The 22,161-nt window shown below is 74.6% G+C and carries 7 protein-coding genes; 1 reads left to right on the top strand and 6 read right to left on the bottom strand.

Annotation, left to right across the window (positions count from 1 at the left end; genetic code table 11):
• Positions 1–24: 24 nt before the first annotated feature.
• From ACFVWU_RS06655 to ACFVWU_RS06635, 5 genes are all read right to left on the bottom strand, one after another.
• Positions 25–7,359 carry a beta-ketoacyl synthase N-terminal-like domain-containing protein gene (locus ACFVWU_RS06655; protein WP_387616475.1) on the bottom strand — a complete coding sequence of 2,445 codons (7,335 nt, stop codon included), beginning with the start codon at positions 7,357–7,359 and terminating at the stop codon, positions 25–27.
• A gap of 104 nt (positions 7,360–7,463) precedes the next feature.
• The gene (locus tag ACFVWU_RS06650; protein ID WP_387616473.1) at positions 7,464–13,919 is read right to left on the bottom strand and encodes an SDR family NAD(P)-dependent oxidoreductase; all 6,456 of its coding nucleotides are present in this window, start codon (positions 13,917–13,919) and stop codon (positions 7,464–7,466) included.
• A gap of 130 nt (positions 13,920–14,049) precedes the next feature.
• Positions 14,050–14,859: an alpha/beta fold hydrolase gene (locus tag ACFVWU_RS06645; RefSeq protein ID WP_387616471.1), complete on the bottom strand. Its 810-nt coding sequence runs from the start codon at positions 14,857–14,859 to the stop codon at positions 14,050–14,052.
• An 88-nt stretch (positions 14,860–14,947) separates the two neighbouring features.
• Positions 14,948–15,214, bottom strand: a complete 267-nt coding sequence (locus tag ACFVWU_RS06640) for an acyl carrier protein (protein ID WP_387616469.1) — start codon at positions 15,212–15,214, stop codon at positions 14,948–14,950.
• A gap of 321 nt (positions 15,215–15,535) precedes the next feature.
• Positions 15,536–17,437, bottom strand: a complete 1,902-nt coding sequence (locus ACFVWU_RS06635; protein ID WP_387616467.1) for a BTAD domain-containing putative transcriptional regulator — start codon at positions 17,435–17,437, stop codon at positions 15,536–15,538.
• A 507-nt stretch (positions 17,438–17,944) separates the two neighbouring features.
• On the opposite strand from ACFVWU_RS06635, the gene ACFVWU_RS06630 reads away from it, so the two are divergent.
• The gene (locus ACFVWU_RS06630; RefSeq protein WP_387616465.1) at positions 17,945–20,893 is read left to right on the top strand and encodes a LuxR C-terminal-related transcriptional regulator; all 2,949 of its coding nucleotides are present in this window, start codon (positions 17,945–17,947) and stop codon (positions 20,891–20,893) included.
• A 52-nt stretch (positions 20,894–20,945) separates the two neighbouring features.
• Here the strand turns inward: ACFVWU_RS06630 and ACFVWU_RS06625 are convergent, their stop codons facing one another.
• Positions 20,946–21,938 carry a BTAD domain-containing putative transcriptional regulator gene (locus ACFVWU_RS06625; protein WP_387616463.1) on the bottom strand — a complete coding sequence of 331 codons (993 nt, stop codon included), beginning with the start codon at positions 21,936–21,938 and terminating at the stop codon, positions 20,946–20,948.
• Positions 21,939–22,161 lie beyond the last annotated feature (223 nt).

The raw sequence follows: 22,161 nt of genomic DNA, 5'->3' as shown, positions 1-22,161 counted from the left end.
GCGGGCTCGGGTGGGCGAAGGCGGTCAGGCGCGGGCGCCGGGCCGGACCTCGATGGCCACGTCGGTGAGTTCGTAGATGCGCAGGCCCGGCTTCCACAGGTCCGCGTCGGCGATCACCAGCAGCCGGCCCTCCTCGCGGCGCACCTCCTTGATGTGCGCGTCGAACCGCATCTCGCCGTCGTGGCGCAGGATCTGACCGCGGTACTTCCAGCTCGTCTCGACGTCGGTGGCCATCGCGAACCGGGGCCGCTCGATGCCCTCGGCCAGGTCCTGCTCCAGCACGAACAGGCGCAGCGCCTGGAGGACCGCCTCCACGCCGAGCGATCCGGGCATCACCGGGTCGCGGTGGAAGTGGCAGTCGAAGTACCACTCGTCGGGGCGCACCCGGCGCCGGCCGTGCAGGTGGCCCCGGCCGTGCCGGCCGCCGTCGGCGACCAGGTCGACCTGGTCGACCAGCGCGAAGTGGCCGCCCGGCAGGTGCAGGTGGCCGCCGGTGGGGTCGGTGAAGGCGGGCGCGTCGGCGGGCAGTTCGATCCGGCGCACGCGCTCGGCCGGCACCTGCTCGCGCTCGATCCACGGCGGCAGGTACTCGCCGTTGTCCAGGCCCACCTGGTTGGCCAGCGCCGCGTCGCTGAAGTAGCCGAAGAGCGACTCGCCGGTGTAGAACACCTCGCCGTCGACGGAGAGTTCGTAGCTGAAGTTCTGCAGCACGGCCCCGGAGACGGCGCTGGTCATCAGCAGCTTGGAGGTGTGCCGGATGGTCCTGCCGCGCAGGTCGATGTCCTTGACCAGGGTGGCCCGCCCGTCCAGGTTGCGGATCGCGTACTTCTCGTCGGGCTTCTTGAGCGTGGCGCCGAGGTAGTAGCCGAGGAAGATGGCCGCCTGGAGGGAGCTCTCCATGTAGACGCAGTTCGGCATGTGCGGGTGGGAGTTCTGCCGGTAGTACCAGGCGTCGGCCGGCGAGTCGTACTCGCAGACCATCACCGAGCCGGGGCTCAGGTCGCCGCGGGTGCCGCTGAGCGACATCACGCGGTCGACGAACTGGAAGTCGCCGTTGGGGATGTAGGGCGCCCGGCTGGTGCGGTAGACGTCGAACTCCGGGCCCATCGCGATGCCGAGGTCGCCCTTGGCGGCGTGCGCCAGGTGCATCTCGTTGATCACGGCGGGCTCGCCGTCGCGGTTGGTCCGGCCGAGGAAGACGGGGAAGCCGCCGACCTCCGGGCGGTAGGGGGTGCCCTCCTTCTCGCGGACCTGGAGGCCGAGGTTGCGCATCCGGATGACCGGCTTGTCGCCGAGGTAGACCAGGATGTCGGCGACCACCGAGGGGCGCGGGAGCAGCGTCAGCTCCATCACCTCGACCTCGTAGCGGATCTCGCTGTGCTTCGGGGTGATCTGGCCCCGGACCTGGACGTCGATCCGCAGGTCGGTCATGCACTGGAACCGGGCGTCGGGCAGGGTCAGGTGCATGCCCTGGTGCAGCAGGTAGACCTGCAGCAGCTGGACCGCGCCCTCGGCGACCAGGGAGCCGGCCAGCACCGGGTCGTCCGGGAAGTGGCAGGCGAAGTACCAGGCGTCCGGCTGGAGGTGCTTGACCGCGCTGAGGGTGCCGAGCCCGCGCGGGCCGCCGGTGCGGTCGATGGTCACCTCGTCCACCATCCGCAGCCGCTCGTCCGGCAGCCGCAGCGCCGGGTTGATCCCCGGCGCCTGCGCGTGGTGCGGGCCGAAGACGTCGCCGGGGCGGCCCTGGGCCAGCAACTCCAGGTCGGCGGTGGTCAGGTGGTTCTTCCCGGTGTGGGCGAGCGGCTTGAAGGTGCCCTTGGTGAGCGCGGCGCGAGCGGCCCGCTCCTTGTCGGTGATCACCACGCCGAGCGGGGCGTCCAGCTCGGCCTGCGAGAAGAAGCCGGCGCAGGCGTCCTTCAGTTCCAGGATCAACTCGCCGTCCGCGTAGCAGAGGTAGCTGAAGAAGAAGATGGTGGTGTCGCCCTGGTGCACGAAGCGGTCGATGGAGATGTCGTAGCGCAGCGTCTGGCCGGTGCGGGGCAGTGGGCCGTGGAAGATCAGCGAGCTGTCCAGCAGGCGGTAGACCCGCTCGCCCTTGTTCCTGAAGTCGATGCCCAGGTAGCTGATCAGCAGCAGGTCGCACTGTCCGGCCTCGACCGTCACCGCCGGCGGCACGCCGCCGTCCACGGCGTACCAGGCGTCCTCGGGAACGTCGTACTCGGTGGTGATGGTGGCGGGCGCGAAGACGCCGGTCTCACCGGACAGCGCGGTGACGCGGGTGACGAAGTGGTACGGCTGGGCGGGCAGCCGCACCCGCTTGGCGTAGGTGTCGATGATCTCGAACTCGGGGCCGAAGACCTTGGCGACCGAGCCGGTGGCGAACTCCAGCAGGTCCGCCTCGTCCCAGATCACGCCGGAGCGCGCGGCCGCGGGGCCGGAGCCGGCGGCGGGGGTGAGCGGGACCGGCGTGTGCACGACCGGCGCGGGGAGGGCGACCGGGGCGGTGGGCTGCGGCGCGGGCTGTGCCGGGTCCGGCCGGGTCGGCGCGGGCGCGGCGTCGAGCAGCGCCTCGGCCCGGCTCAGGGTGGCGGTCTGGAGGATGCGCTGCGTCTCCATCACCACCGAGTGGGTGGCGAGCATCTGCCGGCGCAGCTCCCGGACCAGCTCGGCGGCGGGCCTCGCTCCCGGAGCGGCGGCCGGAGCAGTGGCGGCGGGAGCAGTGGCAGCAGCGGGCGCGACCGGAGCCGGGGCCGAAGCCGCGGCGACGGGCCTGGTCGCGGGCAGCAGCCGTTCGGCGGCGGCCTCGGCCGAGACGGCCACCGCGGCCGGCGGGGCCGGGGCGGCCTGGCCCGCGGGCGCTGGCGACGCCCATGGCAGGAAGGTGATCGGATCGCCGTCGAAGGCGATGACCTCCGGGTCGGCGAGGGTCGGGTCGGCGGGCATGGGCGCTGGCTCCTCCGGCGGGACGGACAGGACGGGGACGGCATGCGGACGGGTCCGCGGCAGCGGCCCGGCGGCCGGGGCGACCGCGGTCAGCCCGCGGGCGATCCGGGCCGGGATCGGGTCGCCGCCGCCCACCCGGAACCGGGTGGCGCGGCCGGTGCGGGCGGCGGAGCGGGCCGCACCGGGCTCCGGCTCCCGGCCCAGCAGCGCCGTCAGGTCCACCGGCAGGCCGTGGCCGACCAGTCGGGCGACCAGCTGGGCGACGGACTTGGTGGCCGGCACACCTCGGCGGTCGACCGGGACCGCGACGTGCGCCGCGTCGCCGAGCGTGTCGCGCACCCACCGCGAGCAGGTGGCGCTGGGCCCGACCTCGATGAAGTAGCGGAACCCGCGGTCGTAGGCGGTGCGCACCAGGCGCGGGAAGTCGATCGTGGAGCGCAGCGTGTGCGCGATCCGCCGGGCGACCCGCTCGCGGTCCAGGTCGGCCAGCGCCTCGTAGTCGTACGCGCTGAACAGTTGCAGGTCGCCGACGGACCCGGTCGGGTAGCTGTTGAGCCCGGCGAGACCGTCGAGCTCCGCGTCCACCACCGGGTTGTGCATGACCACGTTGACCGGGGAGCGCGCCGCCGGGCAGCCCGACTCGGCGATCAGCGCGGCGCACTGGGCCGGGTCGCCGGCGATGACGAGTTCCCCGGGGGTGTTGACGTGGGTGAGGTGGACCCGGTCGTGGCGGGCGAGCGCGTCCCGGACCTGCTCCTCACCGGTGAGCAGCACGAAGGTGGCCCAGACGTCCTTGTCCGGGGTCTGCTCCGGCAGCTGCCACAGCTCGCGCACGGTCCGGCGCGGGCCGCAGAGCCGGTCCTTGAAGATCGGCGTGTCGCTGATCAGGTCGTCCCGGCGGCCGCCGGACCGCCAGCCCCCGGTGGCGAAGAGCATGCTGCTCTCGCCGAGGCTGTAGCCGAAGCCGCCGTGCGCCCGGACGCCCAGCACCTCGCGGACCAGATCGGTGTAGAGGATGGCGAAGCTGGTGCCGGTGGCGAGCATGAACGGGATGTCCTCGCCCAGCCGCGCCTCCAGGTGCATCAGGTCGCGCCGCTGGGGTGCGACCTGGGTGCGCGGGTAGAGCAGTTCGGCGCGCAGCAGCCGGGCGGGTTCGTCCGCCTGCTCCTCGAACCGGTCCAGCAGGCCGGGGAAGGCCCGGAAGAAGTCCTGGCCCAGCCCCGGGTAGGAGTTGAAGGCGCCGGGGTAGACCAGCGCGACCTTGCCCTCCGGGCCGATCGGACGGGCTGTGAAGAAGGACCCCGCCGGCGTGGCCCACTCACCGCCCTTGGCGAGCGCGGTCGGCAGGTCGCGGGCGGCCAGCCGCAGTTGCAGCCGCAGCTCGGCGGCGTCCGTGCCGACCAGCACCACGCGCAGCTGCTTGCCGGGCATCGCCCGCGCCGCCTCGCGGGCGAGCCGGAACGGATCGGCGCCCTGGGCCAGCAGCTCGCGGTGCCGCTCGATCGAGGCGAGCAGTTCGTCCAGCGAGTCGGCGGACAGCGGCAGCAGCGCCGGGCCGCCGGCCCGCTGCCAGTCGCTCGGGGCGACGGCGCCGCGGGTGGCCTCGGCGGACAGCACCAGGTGGCCGTGGGCCCCTCCGGAGCCGATCAGGTCGAGCGCGGCGTACCGGCGGGACCCCTTGGCGGCGCGCAGCCACGGCCGGGACGCCTGCGGGACGTAGAGCGCGGAGGCGGCGAACGCCTCGGCCAGCTCGGGGGCCGGGCGGTGCCAGGAGCCGGTGCCGGGCAGGTAGCCGTGGTGCAGGCAGAGCACGGTCCGGATCAGTCCGGCCATGGCCGCCGCACACCCGGTGTCGCCGACCTGCGCCTTGGCGCTGCCCAGCGCCACGCTGCCGCCGCCGGCCGGGTAGACGCGGGCCAGCGCGGCGAGTTCGGCCCGGTCGGCCGCGGCGCTGCCGTCGGCGTGCGCCTCCAGGTAGCCGATGTCCGCGGCCGTGACGCCGGCTTCGGCCAGCGCCGCCTCGGCCGCCGCCACCAGGGACTCGGTGGCGGCCTCCGGCAGTTCCCCGTCCACCGGCGCGGCGTGCCGCACGGCGACCGCGTCCAGCCGGGCGTAGCCGCGGTGGGCGGGGTTGCCCGGCCGGGTGACCACGACGGCGCCGGCGCCCTCGCCGATCCGCCGCCCCTGGCCGCCCTCACCGAAGGTCAGGCCCGCCTCGGCGACCACGCCGGGCCGCAGCAGCAGGTTCTCCGCCGAGCCGGCCAGGTCCACCGCGCCGACCAGCACCGCCTCGATGTCGGGGTCGAGCAGCAGCAGCCGGGCAATCTCCAGCGCCTCGGCGGTGCCCGAGCCGTCGGAGGAGACGGTGAACGAGGGGCCGGTCAGGTTCCACAGCGAGGAGATCCGGCTGGCCATCACGTTGCCGATGTAGCTGAGCACCTCGTTGGCGACGATCGGGTCGACCACCGCGTCCCGGCCCACCGCGGCGATCGCGGCGAGCTGCTCCTCGGTGAGTTCCAGCCCGGCCCGGTCGAACTCCCGGCGCAGGAAGGCCCCCAGGCCGTAGCGGGTGAGCCGGGCGTGGGTGTAGGGCTCGGTCTCCATCGCCACCACCACCGCGATCCGGCGCGGCTCGGGCGTGCTGCGGCCCGGCGGCACCGCGCGGCTGAACCCGGCGTCGTGCAGCGCCTCGTCGGCCACCTTGGTGGCCAGCGCGTGCTGGAGGTTGTAGGTGCGCAGGTCGGCCGGCGGGATCTTGTGGTCCACCGGGTCGATGCCCACGGCGTCCACGAAGGCGCCGTGCGGCAGTGCCTGCGGGCCGACGCCGGCGGCGCGCTCCAGCGAGCCGCCGACGGTCTGCTCCAGGCCGCGCCAGCGCCGCTCGGGCAGCGGGCCCAGCGAGTCGGCACCCGCGTGCACGGCCTGCTCGAAGGCCTCCACCGAGTCGAACGAGCCGAAGTGCGCGCCCAGGCCGATGACGTCGAGGGCGGGCAGCGCGGCCACCGGCTCGGCTTCCGCGGCCTCGGGCCGCGGCTGTGAGCCCGACCGCGGGTCCGGCTGCGGCTGCGGCTGGGAGAGCACCACGTGCGCGTTGGTGCCGCCGAAGCCGAAGGCGGAGACCGCCGCCCGGCGCGGCCCGTCGCCCTGCGGCCACGGCCGCCCGGCGCGCACCAGCACCTCACCACCGACCCGGCCGTCCTTGGAGCGCACCGGGTGGTCCACGCCGATGGTCGGCGGGATGTGCCCGTTCGCCATCGCCAGCACGACCTTGAGCAGGCTGCTCAGTCCCGCCACCGTGAGCAGGTGCCCGATGTTGCCCTTGACCGAGCCGATCAGCGGCACCTTGCCCCGCTCGCCGAAGAACGCGGCCACCGACTCGGCCTCGGTGGCGTCCCCGATCGGGGTGCCGGTGGCGTGGCACTCCAGGTAGTCGATGCCCGCCGGGTCGATCCCCGCCCCGGCGTAGGCCAGCTCGTAGGAGTCGAGTTGGCCTGCGCTCTGCGGGACCAGCAGGTGGCGGCCGCTGCCGTCGTTGGACAGGCCGATGCCGTCCACCACGGCGTAGATCCGGTCCCCGTCGCGCAGCGCGTCCGTGAGCCGCTTGACCGCGACCATGCCCGCGCCCTGGCCGGTGAGGATGCCACCGGACCGGTCGTCGAACGGCTGGCTGAACCCGTCGCGGGGATAGGCGTGCAGATCGGAGAAGGAGAGGTGGATCAGGGTGGGGTCCGGAGCGCAGACCCCGCCGGCCAGCACCAGGTCGGCCTGGCCGGCCGCGAGGTGGTCGCAGGCCAGCTTGAGCGCGTACAGGGCGGAGGAGCAGGCGGCGTCCAGGGCGTAGCGGGGGCCGCCGAGCCCGAGGGCGGTGGCGGCCAGGCCGGCCGGGGAGCCGCTGACCCGCAGGTCCTGCGGCTGCAGGCCCTTCCGGTCGATCAACGGGGTGCCCGGGGCGAGCCCGTCGAGGGAGGGCAGCCGGGCCAGGCGCAGGCCCTCCAGCACCGCCTCCTGCGCGAGCGGGACGCTGACCTTCGCGGAGGTCGGGGTGGGGAAGGAGTAGTTGCCGAGGATCAGGCCGGTGCGGGCCAGCACCTCGTGGCGGTCCGCGTTGCCGCTGTCGCGCAGCGCCTCCCGGGCCACGTACAGCGACCAGTGGAAGATCCGGTCGAGCCGGGAGAGCCGGTCGGGGTCGAGGAGGTAGCCGGAGGGGTCGAAGTCGAAGTCGGTGACGAAGCCGCCCCGACGGCAGTAGATGCCGTGCTGCGGGTCGGTGTCCCGGGCGTCGGGGGCGGGGCCGAAGACCTCCTCGCCCCCGTCCCGGCGGCTGTCCGTACCGGCGTGGAGGTTCTGCCAGAACTGGGCCGGGGTCTGCGCTCCCGGGAACAGGCAGGAGAGGCCGACGATGGCGTACGTGCTCATCGGAGCTTGGGGTGTCCCTTCTGGGGGCGGTCGGTCCGGCCGGCGGGCGCGATCGTGCGCCGACCGGACCGACCGGGTCTCATCCGTCAGTCGGACGCGGGCGGTCAGCTGCTGACGAACTTGGCCGCCAGCCGGGGAGCCGAGACCACCGAGACAGCGTCCAGGCGGGTCAGCACCCGACCGTCGGGGGCGCAGGCGGTGATGGTCAGGGACGCGGCCCCGCCACCGGCGTTGCCCGCGGCCGGCTCGATGACGACCAGGAACGGCTCGCCGTCGGGCAGCGGGTGATGCAGGTCGGCCCGGCCGACCGAGAGCGGCAGTCCGGCCGTGCCGCGGAAGAGCTTCACCCAGACCAGGCCCGCCTGGAGCAGCAGGTCGGCGGTGCCGGGCGCGAACCGGGAGCCGGCGAAGGCGCCGCCGGCCGGCCGGTGTTCGGACAGCTCGCACTCCAGGACCAGCCGCTCCTGGGACTCGGCCAGCACCCGGCGCACCCCGCGCAGGGACGGACCGTGGAAGAGGGTGCCGTCCGCGTAGAACCCCGCGGCGTCCCGCCCGCCGCCCAGTGCGGGCAGCTCACCGGCCAGGACCGCTTCGGCCGGCGCGGCCGAGAAGTCGACCACGGCCGCGTAGTGCGGGCGCGGGGCGCCGTCCGCGTCGGTCGAACGGATCGCCACCCGCATCGCGTCCCCGGCCGGGGTCAGCACCAGGCGGCAGGTGTCGGGGTGGCCGCCGTCGAAGACGATCCCCTTCTGCACCACGAAGTCACGCACCCGTCCCACCGGGACACCGCCGACCCGCTCCGCCGCGCCGATCGCCCAGCCGAGCGCGACCGCCGCCGGGAGCACCGGCTCGCCTCCGATCACGTGGTCGGTCACGATCGGGTCGCCGGCCAGCGAGCCCAGCCGGCGCTCGACGGTGACGGCCGAGGCGGGCACCGCCGCCTCCCGCTCGGACAGCGGGGTGGTCGGGCCGAGCACGGTCACCACGTCGTCGGCGCGCTCGTCGGCGAACTGCTCGACGAACATCTCCGCACCGGTCCGCACCGGGATCAGGACCAGACCGCGCTCCTCGAAGACCGCCTTGATCTCCGGGGAGACCATCCCGCTGTCCCAGGCACCCCAGTTCAGCGAAGTGGCCCGGGCCTGCGGGTGGCGCTGCTTCCAGGACGACGCCCAGGCGTTGAGCACCTCGTTGGCCATCGCGTAGTCCGACTGGCCGCGGTTGCCGAAGAACCCGGCCACCGAGGAGAAGAGCACCACGTGGCGCAGCGAGTCGGCGTTCAGCGCGGCCGTGACCGAGCGCAGCCCGGACAGCTTCGGCGCGAAGACCCGCTCGATCTCGGAGGCCTTCTTGTGGGCGATCAGCTGGTCGGCCAGCACCCCGGCGCCGTGCACCAGACCGGTGATCCGCTCCCGGTAGGGGGCGAGGACAGCGGCGGTGGCGGCCGCGTCGGTGATGTCCACCGGGAGGTACTCGACCTGGCTGCCGGCGGCCCGCACCTCGGCCAGGGTGGCGTTGATCTCGCGGATGCCCACGACGGTACGGAAGAGCTGCTCGACCCGCTTGGGGGTGGGCTTCTCGCCCGCCGCCTTCAGTCCGGCGGCCGCGGCCGCCTTCAGTGCGGCGTCCGGCACGCCGGCCGCCCAGGTCGGCTCCTCCTCCAGCGGGGTGCGGCCGAGCAGCAGCAGCCCCGGGCGGTGCCGGCGGGCCAGCTCGGTCACGCAGGCCGCGGTGATCCCGCGGGCGCCGCCGGTGACCACCAGCAGGTCCTCGGTGCCGAGCGGCGCGGCGGCCCGGCCCGGGGCGGTCAGCGGCTGCTCGGCCAGCGTCAGGCCAACCCGTCGGACGCCGTCCCGGCCCACCTGGACCGGCTCGGCCCCGGCCGCGTGCAGCTCCTCCAGGACCGCGGCGGCCGCGGTGGCCGCGTCCAGCGCGGGGGCCAGGTCGACGGCGCGGCAGAACAGCTCGCGAGCCTCCACCGCCAGCGTCTTGACCAGGCCGGCCACGCCACCGGCGGGCGCCGACTCCTCGGCCACACCGTGCAGGCCGAAGGCACCGTCGAGCCGGGTGACGGTCACGAAGGCGGCCCGGCCGAAGGCGGCGGCGGTGGTCAGCGGCTCGACCACGTGCTTGGCCACCAGCAGGGTGTGTGCCAGTCGGCGCACACCGGAGGCCCAGTCGGTGTCCGGGGTCGTGGTGAGGTCGAGCACCAGGCTGATCCCGTCGACCAGCACCTCCTCGACGCGGGCGGCGAGTTCGGTCACGCCCCAGCTCGACAGGGCGTGGTCCAGCACGCCCGAGGCGCGCTCGGCGACACCGGGCAGGCGCAGCACGTGCACCTTCCAGCCAGCCTCCGCCAGCTGCTCGACGAGGACCGGGGCGAGCTCGCCGCCGTCGTCCACCACGAGCGCGCCGGCGCCCTGCGGGTAGGCCTCGACCAGGCGGTCCGGCTCGGGGAGGGTGACCAGGGCGGCCTGGGCGCGGCCGATTCGGGCGGACCGCTCGGGCGCGGCGGCAGCGGGCTCGGCGGCGGGCTCGACCGTGGCGGCGGCCGGGGCCTGCGCCGCGGCGACGGTGCCCGCGGGCTCGTCCGTCCCGGCCATGAAGTCCACGATGTGGCGCAGCGTCCGCAGCTCACCCAGCTGCTCCGGACCGGCGGCGGTGTCGACCGCGAACCGCTCCTGGAGCACACCCATGATCTCGACCCGCTTGATCGAGTCGATCCCCAGATCCGCCTCGACATCCATGTCGAGCTCCAGCATGTCCGCCGGATAACCCGTCTTCTGCGCCACCACCTCCAACAGCGCACCCTCCACCACCGCCGCATCCAACCCGCCAGCGGCCACCGGACCGGCGGCGACAGCGGCAGGCTCCGGAGCGCCGCCCTGACCCGCCATGAACCCGACGATGTCCCGCAGCGTCCTCAGCTCACCCAACTGCTCCGGACCGGCCGCCGCCTCCACCGCGAACCGCTCCTGCAACACACCCATGATCTCGACCCGCTTGATCGAGTCGATCCCCAGATCCGCCTCGACATCCATGTCGAGCTCCAGCATGTCCGCCGGATAACCCGTCTTCTGCGCCACCACCTCCAACAGCGCACCCTCCACCACCGCCGCATCCAACCCACCAGCGGCCACCGGACCAGCGGCGGCAGCAGCAACCGCCGGAGCGGCGGCCTGCGGCTGGACCACGGCGGGGGCGGGCAGTGCCGCAGCCGGCTGCGTGAGCAGCGCGGCCGGAACCGCGGCCGGGCTGGCGACGGGCTGGACCGGCGGCGCCACCGGCGCGGCCGCGGCCCGGGGCGCCGGGCGGGACGGAACGGGGGCGCCGCCCAGCTCCAGGCCGGCCAGGTCGCGCAGGACCTCGTTGGCCCGCAGGTGGGTCCGGCCGATCGCCAGACCGTGCTCCTTGACGGCGGTGACTCCGGGGAGCACCTGGCTCAACCGGCCCTGCGCGTCGGCGCGCTCCAGCAGTCCGGCCAGGCGTTCGGCGCTCTGCAGCTGACCGTTCAAGTAGTCGTCGTGCAGGACCAGATGGTCGGCGATGAGGTCGGTCAGGCGGTCGTTGTCCACGTGAGCTGTCTCCGGAGCGGTGGGGGCAGGGGTGGCGGGAGCGGGCGCGGCGGCGGCCGCCGCGGGGACCGGGGCAGGGGCCGGCGCGGGCCGCACGGCGACCGGCGCGGGAGCAGCCGGGACGGACTGGGCGGCGGCGGCCGGCTGCGGCACCCGGTAGCCGTTGTCGATCGCGTCCCGGTAGGCCTCCCGGCGCTGCGGCGAGACGTAGTTGATGCCGTTCAGCGAGATGGTCATGCCCTTCGCCGGCTCGCTTCGCCACGGCTCGGCCGCGTACCGGTCGGCGGTGTCCAACGGCAGCCCCAGCACCGCGAGTTGGGCCACGGTCTGCTTGAGCACCAGCTCCGCGTCCCGGTTGGCGCCGCCGTCGAGGGCGAGCACCGTGTGGTCGCGGTCGCCGAGGATGCGGCGGACCAGCTGGCTGAGCACGGCGCTCGGGCCGAACTCGACGAAGACCCGGAAGCCGGCCGCGTACAGCTCCTCCACCCGCTCGGCGAAGTCCACCGGATGGATCAACTGCTCGGCCAGCACCCGACGGTTGGCGTCGAGGTCCGCGCCGTAGACGGCGCCGCGCGTGTTGGCGAGCACCGGGCCGCGCGGCTCGCGCACCTCGGCCGCCTGCACCTGGGCGCGGAAGGCCTCCACCGCGTGGGCGACGTACGGGCTGTGGAAGGCCGCCGAGACCGGCAGCCGGGCGGCCCGCAGACCGGCCTCCTTGGCCGCCGCCACCAGGCGCTCGACATCCTCGGTGGCACCGCCGACCACGATCTGGTCCGGCGCGTTGCGGTTGCAGACGGCCAACCCGGGCCGGTCGGCCAGCAGTTCCAGCACACGCTGCTCGGGCGCGGAGACCGCGGCCATCGCACCGGCGTCGAAGCCGGGCTGCTCGGGCGGGGCCATCGCGGCGCCACGGGCGTGGGCCAGCGCGAAGAAGGTGTCGTCGTCGAGGGCGCCGGCTGCCCACAGCGCGGTCAGCTCGCCGAAGCTGTGGCCCAGGAACCCCTCGGCCGCGAAGCCGAGTTCGCTCAGGTAGCGGTACTGCCCGACCGACAGCGCGCCGATGGCGGGCTGCGCGTAGGCCGTGCGCCGCAGCGCGACCTCCTGCTCCCGGCGCCCGGCCGCGGTGAACGACGGCGCGGGGAAGGCGACCCGGGAGAGCGTCTCGGCGCCCGCGAACTGCTCGTTGGCGCGGTCGAAGGCGGCGCGCAGCGGCGGCAGCGCCAGCACGGCCGTCTTGCCGGGGTTGACGTACTGGCTGCCCTGACCGGCGAAGAGCGCGGCCACCTTGCCGGCCTGCACCGCGCCACGCCGGAAGTACACGCCCTTGGGGTGCGACCAGGACTGCGCCTCCGGCCGGGCGCGCAGCTCGCCCAGCGCCACCTCGCGCAACGCGGCCAGCTCCTCCTCGGTCCTGGCGACCAGGGCGAGCCGGGCGCGGCCGGCCGGGACCGGACCGCCGGTGGACGGCGCGCCGTCCGCCAGGGCCGCCGTCAGCGCGGCGGTGTCCGGCGCGTGCCACAGGTGCACCCGGGCGACCGGGAACATCACCTTCAGGTCGGCGCCGTTGCCGTACTCCTCCATCACGAAGTGGAAGTTGGTGCCGCCGAAGCCGAACGAGGAGATGGCGGCCCGCCGCTTGCCCAGCTCCGGGTCGCGGATCCACGGCCGCGACTCGGTGTTGACGTAGAACGGCCCGTTCTCGAAGTCGATCGCCGGGTTGGGCTCGTTGACGTTGATGGTGGGCGGCAGCAGCTTGTGGTGCAGGGAGAGCGCCAACTTGATCATCCCGGCCGCGCCGGCAGCCGCCTTGGTGTGGCCGATCTGCGACTTCACGCTGCCCACGGCCGCGTACTTGCGCGCCTCGGTGGCCTCGGCGACCACGGCTGCCAGCGCGCTCAGCTCGGTGGCGTCGCCGACCGCGGTACCGGTGCCGTGCGCCTCGAAGAGCTCCACGCTCGCGGGCGAGCAGTCGGCGTCGTGGTACGCGCGGCGCAGCGCGACCATCTGGCCTTCCTTGCGCGGGGCGTAGATGGACTTGAACCGGCCGTCGCTGGAGGTGCCCAGGCCCCGCAGCACCGCGTAGATCCGGTTGCCGTCGCGCTCGGCGTCGGAGAGCCGGCGCAGCGCGAGCATGCCGATGCCCTCGCCGATCAGCGTGCCGTCCGCGTCCTTGTCGAACGGGCGGATCCGGCCGCTCTTGGACAGCGCCGGGGTCTTGCTGAAGCAGAGGTACATGAAGATGGTGTTCTCGGCGTCGCAGCCGCCCACCAGCATGGTGTCGGCGCGGCCTTCGAGCAGTTCGCTGACGGCGGTCTTGACCGCGCCCAGCGAGCTCGCGCAGGCGGCGTCGATGGTCATGTTGGTGCCGCCCAGGTCCAGGCGGTTGGCGATCCGCCCGGCGACCACGTTGCCCAGCATGCCGGGGAACGAGTTCTCCTCCCACGGGGCGTACGCCAGGCGGAACTTGGCGGCGATCTCCTCGGCGTCCCGCTCGCTCAGGCCGCAGCTGCGCACGACCTCCTTGAGCACCGGGGTCTGCAGGCGCGCGGTGAGCGGCTGGGTCAGCTGGTTGGCGCCGGTGATGCCGAGGACGACCCCGGTGCGCGAGGCGTCGTACCAGGGCTGGTCGGCGCCGGCGTCCTTGAGCAGGTCGCGGGCGACGACCAGGCTGAGCAGCTGGAGGACGTCCGTCACCTCCAGGGTGTTCGGCGGCAGGCCGAACTCCATCGGGTTGAAGGCCACGTCGGGGATGAAGCCGCCGCGCCGGGAGTAGGTCTTGTCGGGCACCGACGGGTCCGGGTCGTAGTGCTCGTCGACGTCCCAGTGGGTCGCGGGCACGTCGTCGATGCAGTCCGCGGCCGAGGTGACGTTCGCCCAGAATTCCCGCAGGTCACGGGACTTGGGGTAGAGCGCGGAGAGGCCGACGATGGCGATGGGGTCACGGGCGAGCCGACGATCGAGGTCGGGTTCCTGCGAAGGGTTCACGGCGAGTCTCTCGGGATCTGGATCTCTCGGGATCTGGACGAGCGGGATCTCCGGTCGCGGCGCCCGCGGCGCAGGGCTCCGCCGCCCGGCCGGCGGGCGGGCGAGCGGGCGAGCGGGGCCGTGCGGCCGGTCAGTACCGGGGCCGGCGGATCAGTTCGGCGATGACTGCGGCGGCGTCCGGGCGGCTGAGCATCGTGTAGTGGTCGCCCGGTGCGGTGTGCACGGCCAGGCCGTGCGGGGCGAGCTCCGCCCAGCCGAGCGTCTCGTCCTCCGGGATGAGGCTGTCCGCGGCCTTGACCAGGACCAGCGGCACGGACGAGGGCGCCGGGCGGTGCGTGGCGGTGAGCCGGTTGTTGCGCAACAGCCCGTCGACGTAGGTGTCGTAGAGCTTGCGCAGGCCGGGAAGCGGTGTGCCCTCGGCCAGCGCGCCGCAGTCGATCGCGGCGTCGAGCAGGCGGACCAGCCCGGTCCCGGTGTCGAGGCCGACGCTTCCGCCGGGGCCGAACGAGACCGCACGGCCGCGCTTGGCGCCCAGGTACATCGCGAACCAGCGCAGCAGCAGGGGCGGGTCGAGCGCGTCGTCGGGCTGCTGGTAGGCGTCGGTGGGGGCGATGCTGTCGAGGAGCACCAGCCGGTCGGGCCGCTCCGGCCGCGTCAGGCGCTCGGCCATCGCCTGCGCGAGGACACCGCCGAAGGACCAGCCGACGAAGGTCACCGGGCCGCCGGCCGACTGCCGCACCCGGTCGGCGCGGTACTCCGCGACCAGCCGGTCCACCAGCGAGGCGACGGTCAGCTCGGTGTGCCCGCCCGACAGCGCGGCTTCGAAGTACTCCGGGACACCGGCCAGGTCGAGGACGACGGCCCCGCAGTCCCCGGGCAGCGCCTGCGTGATGCCGCCCCAGACGTTCGACGGGAGCGCGCCGGGGTGGACGGCGTACACGGTGTGCTCCCCGGGGGCGGTGGGCCGGTGCCGGAGCGCCAGCGGTGGCGCGTCCGGACCGCTACCGGCTCCCCGGAGCGTTCCGGCCCTACGCCGGGGCGGCACGCTGCGCGACCTCCTCGGCCAGGTACTCCGCCAGGTCCTTGATGGTCGGGTGGTACCACAGCGTCGTCGTGCCCAGTTCAAAACCCAACCAGTTCTCCATTTCGCCGGCCAGGATGAGCGCCTCGGTGCTGTCCAGGTCGAGCTCGTCGAAGTACTGCTCCGGCGGAACCGTGGACGGCTCCACCCCCAGCCGGTGGGCAATCTTCTCAATCAGCCACTGCTGGGCTTCGTCGACCGTGATGTTCCCCATTCCGATCCTTTCCCGACCTTGTGATTGGGCTGTCCACGGACGCGTGGAAAAACGGCACACTGGGGCCTCGTCGGAGTTTTCACGAATGCCGCGGCCGAATTCGCCGAGCCGTCCGCAGGTCGTGACCATAGGCCGGTGCCGGGTGCCGGGCAACTCGATCCGGAGCCCGGAACGCCCGCTGACACCGATCCTGCTGATCAGTCAGTAGCCAGGAAATCGGGCCGACCGCGCTGAGCTGCGGGATCGTCGGGGTGAACGGCTGACGGGGCGGCCTCCCGTCAGCCTGGCGCAAACGTGTCAGCGCGTCTGTCAGCGCGCCCGTCAGCCGCCGTCAGCCCGGCGCGGGCCACCCAGCGTCACCGTGTGTGTCCGGCCCGGCAGGGTCGTGCCTCGGTTCTCCGCCATGCCGCGGACCCAGGCGCCGATCGAGACGCCGGGCATCGAGGCGAGCCGCGCGGCGACCATCCGCAGCGCCAGCGGGCGCCGTCCGCAGGCCTCGGCCAGCGCCGCCGCGGCCTGCGGCTCGGCCGCCGTCCGCTCCCGGCCGAGGAAGGCTTCGAGCAGCTCACGCGCCTCGGCCCCGGACAGGGCGTCAAGAGCGAGCGACCTGGCGCCGTTGCGGGCCACCAGGTCCGTCAGCGGGCGCCGGCTGGTCACCAGCACCAGGTTCCCCGAGGTGCCCGGGAGCAGTGGGCGCAGCTGGGCGGAGGACCGCGCGTCGTCCAGCAGCACCAGGACCCGCCGCCCCGCCAGCAGGGTGCGGAAGAGCGCGGACGCCTCCTCCGGGTCGGCAGGTATCCGGTCCCGGGCCACGCCCAGCGAGCGCAGGAAGCACCCCAGGACCTCCCCGGGACGCGCCGGGCGGCTGGTCCCCGCACTGCCCTGGAGGTCGGCGTAGAGCTGACCGTCCGGGAACCGGTCGAGCGTCCGGTGGGCCCAGAGCACGGCCAGGGCCGTCTTGCCCAGTTCGGCCGGCCCGTGGATGGCCGCGACGGCCATCGAGCAGTCCTCCCGCCGCCGCGCCAGCAGCTCGTCGAGCTCGGCCAGTTCGCTCCGGCGGCCGACGAACGGCCTGATCAGGGGCGGCAGCTGGGCGGGCGCGGCGATGCCGTCGCGCGCCGGGAACCTGGCTCGCGACGGCGGGAGGTGCGGCCGCTCGTCCCGGCGTCCCGGCACCTCGTCGCGCTCCGGCACCTCGTCACGCCCTGGCGCGCCGGCCTGCCCGGCGGCCGCGCCGGACTGGTGCAGGATGCGCCGGCGCGCCTCCCAGACCTCCTCGCTCGGCTCCACCCCCAGCTCCTCGCGGAACTGCCTGCGCAGGTCGCCGAAGAGCCGCAGCGCCGCCGCCCGGCGACCCGAGCCGGCCAACGCGAGCATCAGCCGCGCCTGCACCCCCTCGTGCAGCGGCTCCTCGCAGGCCGCCGTCCGCAGCTGCTCGACCACGAAGGCGGGCCGGTCCCGGCCGAGCGCCAGGTCCGCGAACTCGACGGCCAGTTCGATCCGTTGCTGGGCGACCGCCACCGCGGCCGGGTGCTGCCGCAGCACCGGCAGGTCCTCCAGCACCGGGCCGCGCCAGTACTGGAACGCCCGGCCGAACAGCTCCAGGGCGAGGGCGGGGTCGCTCTCCCGCGCCGCGGCGGCCCGGCCGCCGAGCTCCTCGAAGCGCAGCAGGTCGAGCATCGCGGGGTGGGCCTCCAAGAGGTACCCGCCGCGCACGGTGCTGATCCGGCAGTGCCGGCCGGGCCCGCCGCCGCCCTTGATGGTCCGGCGCAGCCTCGCCACGTAGCTGTGCAGCAGATCGGTGCCGGAGGGCGGCGCCTCACCGCTCCACAGCACCTCCGCCATCTCGCCGTGGCTGACCGTCCGGTTGGGCTGGATGGCCAGCAGCCCGAGCAGGACGCGCTGCTTGAGCGGTAACGCCACCGCGCGGCCGTCGCACGAGACGGACAGCGGCCCCAGGACCCGGATGTCGTACGGCCCGTCGACCTGCGCGGTCGTCCCGGTCCGGCCGGCGTCTTCCGCCCAGGGGGCCTTGCCGCGGTCCAGCCCCACGGCCTGCGCCAACCGGTCGAGCGAGTCGCGGCGCGGCTGCGCCACCCGGCCGGACTCGATGTAGCGCAGGGCGCGGACGCTGAGCCCGGCCCGCTCGGCCACCTCGCTCTGCGTCAGACCGGCGGCCAGTCGGGCACCCCGCAGGATCGCCCCCCAGGAGTCCACGGTCATGCCCACAACACTTCCTTCCCCCGACGGGCGCATGACGCACCGTGACGGATCGACACAGACCGTGCGGGGCGTCGGCGCCGACTGTAGCGAGGCCATGTGTCATCCGGCACACACAGTGGCGTCGCCCCGGGCATGTGAGATGCGACACACCCGCGCCGCGACCGCCCCCGCAACTGCCTCTCCGGGCGACGGATTTTCCTCCCCCGAGTTGCCGCTCGGCCCGACCGCCGCATCATACGCGGAGGTCAGGCTGCCCTTACCGACTCCGGGGGATGCCGCCAGAATCGATACAGCAAGGCTTCCTCCGATTCATTTACGGTCCGTGTGGTCACGCAACCATGAAGCGGCAGCGGGACACTGGGCCGGATTTATCCCTTCGGCAATGTCCGGTTCACATCGCCATGGCAATGTCTGGTTCACATCCCGGTGACACCAGCATGTCGCGCTGTCATGAAGAGAGCGGCTTTTCCACCTGGGTGGCATCTCTTGTGGGGGATTACCAAGCACATGCTGGCGGATACTGCGCACGACTGGCCCCTGACCGGAAGAGAAGTCGAACTAGCGGCGATCGAGGACGCCATCGGCCGGGGCGGCGGAGTCCTCCTGGACGGCGATCGCGGCACGGGGAAGAGCCGGCTGCTGGCGGCGGCCCTGGAGCGGGCCGCGGCCGCGGGCCGGACCGTCATCTCGGTCGGCGGGGCGGGACGGGGCCGGGAGGACTCCGTCGAAGCCTTCGGATCGCTGACGGAGTGCCTGGAATGGTTCACCGCCTCCCGGCGCCGGGAGGCCGTCGCCGACCGCGCGGTGCTCGGCGTCGACGACGCCCATCTCGTCGACGACACGTCAGCGGCCCAGCTGTACCAGCTGGTCGCCTCCGGCCGGCTGGCCCTGGCGACGGCCGTCGAGCGCGGCGCACCGGTGCCGGCCGGGATCGACAAGCTCTGGGTCACCCGCCTGGTGGAGCGCATCGAGCTCGGCCCCTTCGACCGGACCGCGGTCGCCGGCGCCCTGCACGGCCGGCTGGGCGGACACGTCGACACCGCCACCCTGGAGCGGCTCCGGGCCACCACCGGCGGCAACCCGCTGATCCTGGGTGAGCTGGTCGAGGGTGCTCTCGCGGACGGCTCGCTCCGGCAGGTCAACGGGATCTGGCGGTGGCAGGGCCTGGCCGAACGCCCCACCGAGCGGCTGGCCGCCGTCGTCCACCTCAGCCTGCGCGGCCTCGCCCCGGACGAGCAGGAGCTGGTCAACATGCTCGCGGTCGCGCAGCCGCTGGAGGCGGAGATCACCAACCACTGCGGCCTCGCCCAGGCCGCCGAGTCGCTCAACCTGCGCGGGGTGGTGGCGGTCGAGTACCGCGGGCACCGGGTGCGGCTGCGGCTGGCGCTGCCGCTGAGCGGGGTCGTGGTGGCCGCCCGGATGTCCGATCTGACCGCGCGCCGGCTCCGCCGCCAGGTGGCCGACTGGATCGAGAGCACCGGCGCCCGGCGCGCGGACGACGAATTGCGCGTCATCACCCTGCGGCTGGACGCGGGACTCGTCCCCGGGCGGCGGCAGTTACTGCGGCTGGCGCGCACCGCGTTCCAGCGGCAGGACCTGGCGCTCGCGGAGCGCCTGTGCCGGCTGACGCTGGACGGCTCCCCGACCGGCGCCGGGGAGCGGGCCCGCGACCGGCGGCCCCGGCCCGGTCCGGCTTGGGAGCCGGCGCTGCCGATCGGTTCGACGACCGCATCAGCGGCCGGCTCGACGACCGGTTCGGGGATCGGCCCCGCGGCGTTCGGCGCCGCTTCACGCCCGCCGCTGACGCGCGTGGCGTCGGCCGGTGACGCGCCCACGGCGGCCCCCGACGACGTACCGACCGCCCTGCTGCTGGGCCTGATCCTGGCGGCCCGGGGCCACCACACCGAGGCCGAGACGCTCTTCGCCGCCGGCCTCGACACCGGCGCCCGGGTGCCGGTCGCCGACCTGCTCGCCGCGGTGCACGGCAGGGCGGCCAACCTGGCCTTCGGCCTGCGCCGGCTGGACGACGCGGCGGCCGTGCTGGACCGGGCCGTGGCGACCGTGGGCGTCGACCGGGCGCCGGCCCTCCAGGGCTCCCGGGCCGTCATCGCGGTCACGGCCGACCGGCTGCACGACGCGGTCGCGATCGGCGACGCGGCGCTGCCCGACGAGCCCGCCGACTCCCCCGTCACCCAGGTCCTGCTGCCGGCGGTGGCCTTCGCGCGGATGCAACTCGGCGACCCGGCCCGCGCGTTGGAGCTGCTGTCGCGGTGCGCGGCGGCCGTGGACGGCTGGGACGACGATGCCCGGCTGCGCCACCACGTGCTGCTCGCCCGCTGCGCGTTCCTGATGGGCGATCTGCACGGCTGCGAGAGCGCGCTGGGGGCCATGAGCCGGCACGCCGCCGAGGAGGACCACCAGCGCCGGCTCCAGATCGCGGTGCTCCGCTCCCGCCTGTGCCGCGCCGCCGGACGGCCGGACGAGGCGGTCGCGCTGCTGCGGGAGGCGAGCGTCCTCCAGGGGCGGGACGACTGGTTGACCACCCAGGCCTGGACGCTGGCCCAACTCGCCGGCGCGCTGGCCGAGTCCGGTCGGCGGACCGAGGCGCTGCGCACGCTGGTCGAGGCCCGGCTGGTGCAGAGTGAGGCGGTGGCGCACCCGATCGCCGCCGACGACATCGCGCTGGAGCGCGCCCTGGTCCTGGCCCACTGCGGGGACCGTACCGGAGCCGCCGGCCAGGCGCTGGAGGTGGCCAGGAACTCGGCGGCGGCCCACCGCACGGCCACCGCCGTGGCCGCCCTGCACCTGGCGGCCCGCGTCGCGCAGGCCGCTCCGCTCACCGCCCAGGCCACCCGGCTGGCCGCGGACAGCAGTTCGGAGCTGGTCCGGCTGCAGGCCGAGCACATCCGGGCGCTCGCCGAGTCCGACGGTGACGCGCTGACCGCGGTGATGACCCGGCTCCGCGCGCTGGGCGCGCTCCCGCTGGCCGCCGAGGCGGCGGCGCAGGCCGGGCGCGCCTACCGGGCGGCCGGGCGGCACCACAAGAGCCGTGAGGTCCGGAGCGGTTGCGGGGAGATCCTGGCCGACTGCAGTGGCACGCTGCCGCCGTGGTGCGCGGTCGAACCCCGGTGGGAGGGCGCGACCGCGCAGCTGACCACCAGGGAGCGGGAGATCGCCGCGCTCGCCGCGGCCGGGGTGTCCAACCGCGACATCGCCGGCCAACTGGTGCTCTCGGTACGGACGGTGGAGAACCACCTGCACCGCGTCTACCACAAACTGGCGGTCACGGCCCGAGCCGAGCTGGCCCGGGTGCTGGCCCAGGCAGAGGCCACCGAGCCGGTGCTGCTCGGCGATGTCCGGGCGGCCCCGGCGGCAGGCGCGACGGCCGAACGGACGCGGTCCAGACGGAGACCGCCGGGCACCACCAAGGGCCCGGGTCGCCGGGCTGCCGGCTGATCCGCCCCCGTACCCGCACCCGGGTGTGCGGCCCGGCCCGCGGGCCGGGTACTCACCCCGTGCCGGCCGAGCTGGCACCGGACCGCCCCTGGCAGGGCAGCTCGTAGGACAGGTCGTCGCGCACCGCCGCCAGGTGGTGCCCGGGCTCGCGCTGGGCCACCAGGGCCGTCAGGTGCTCGACCGCCGCCCGTAGGCTCTGCTGCTCACAGATCAACTGCTCGATCTGCAACCTCAGTTCGAGATTTTCGGGGGTGGCGGGGAGATCGCCGCCGGACCGCGACGGAGCCGACCGGTCGGCCGGCGCGAGTTGGCGGCTTCTGGCGGACAGCAGCGAGACCGGCGCCAGGCCGCGCTCGCCGCCGGGACGCCCCCGCTCCCGGCCGGCCCCGGCGGGCTCCTCGACCTTCCGACCGCACCGTTTGAGCGCGACCGCCAGCTGCTCGTGGAACCTCTCGCGCCCCGGGTGAGTGGTGACCAGCTCCTCCAGCTGGCCCACCACCTGCCACTGCAGGCCCAGCCGCAACGCGGCGTCGTAGAAGTCCTCCAGCGCCCGCAGCCGCTCCTCCTCCAACTGCGCCGCGGCACCGGCGCAGAGCGGGCCGCCGGCCCCGCCGTCCAGGGCCGGGCCGCGCCACAGCTTCAGCGCCTTGCACAGCAGCGAGTGGGCGGTCCGCGGGTCGCCCGCGATCAGCCGCCGCGCCCGGATCACCTCCATCCGGAAGTGCGAGCTGTCGATCTCGTCGGGCCGGGCCTGCAGCAGGTAGCCGGCGCCGCGGGCGATCAGGCGCGGCGCGTTGGCCCGCGCGGGCTCCGCCTCGATCAGCACCTGGCGCAGGCGCGACACGTGCGCCTGGAGGGCGTTGACGGCCTTGTCCGGCGCGTCGCCGCCCCACAGCTCCCGGATCAGCAGGTCGATGGGCACCGGCGCGCCCAGCCGGGTGAGGAGCGCGCCGAGCAGCATCCGCTGCTTGGGACTGTTCAACTGGACCCGCCGCTGCCTGGCCTCGTCGAAGATCTCAGCAGGACCCAGGATCCGGAACTGCATCTCTACCCCCATGGCTCGGTGCGGCCCGTGCTGCCCAGCAACCTCGACCCGTGCTGCCCAGCAACCTCGAGTCGACCACGAGCCGACCTCCAGCACGTGAGTACGAGCTACTCAAACGCGTTCGAGCGACTGCCCGGCCACCCCACCGCGCCGCCACCCCCGGGCCGCACGCCCGCCCCGCACCGCGCCCGAAGGTGAGTAGCGGCTACTCAGGTCCCATGGC

The organism is Kitasatospora sp. NPDC058190 (genome assembly GCF_042883685.1).
Classification (GTDB): Bacteria; Actinomycetota; Actinomycetes; order Streptomycetales; family Streptomycetaceae; genus Kitasatospora.
This window is presented reverse-complemented; position numbering and strand designations above follow the sequence as displayed.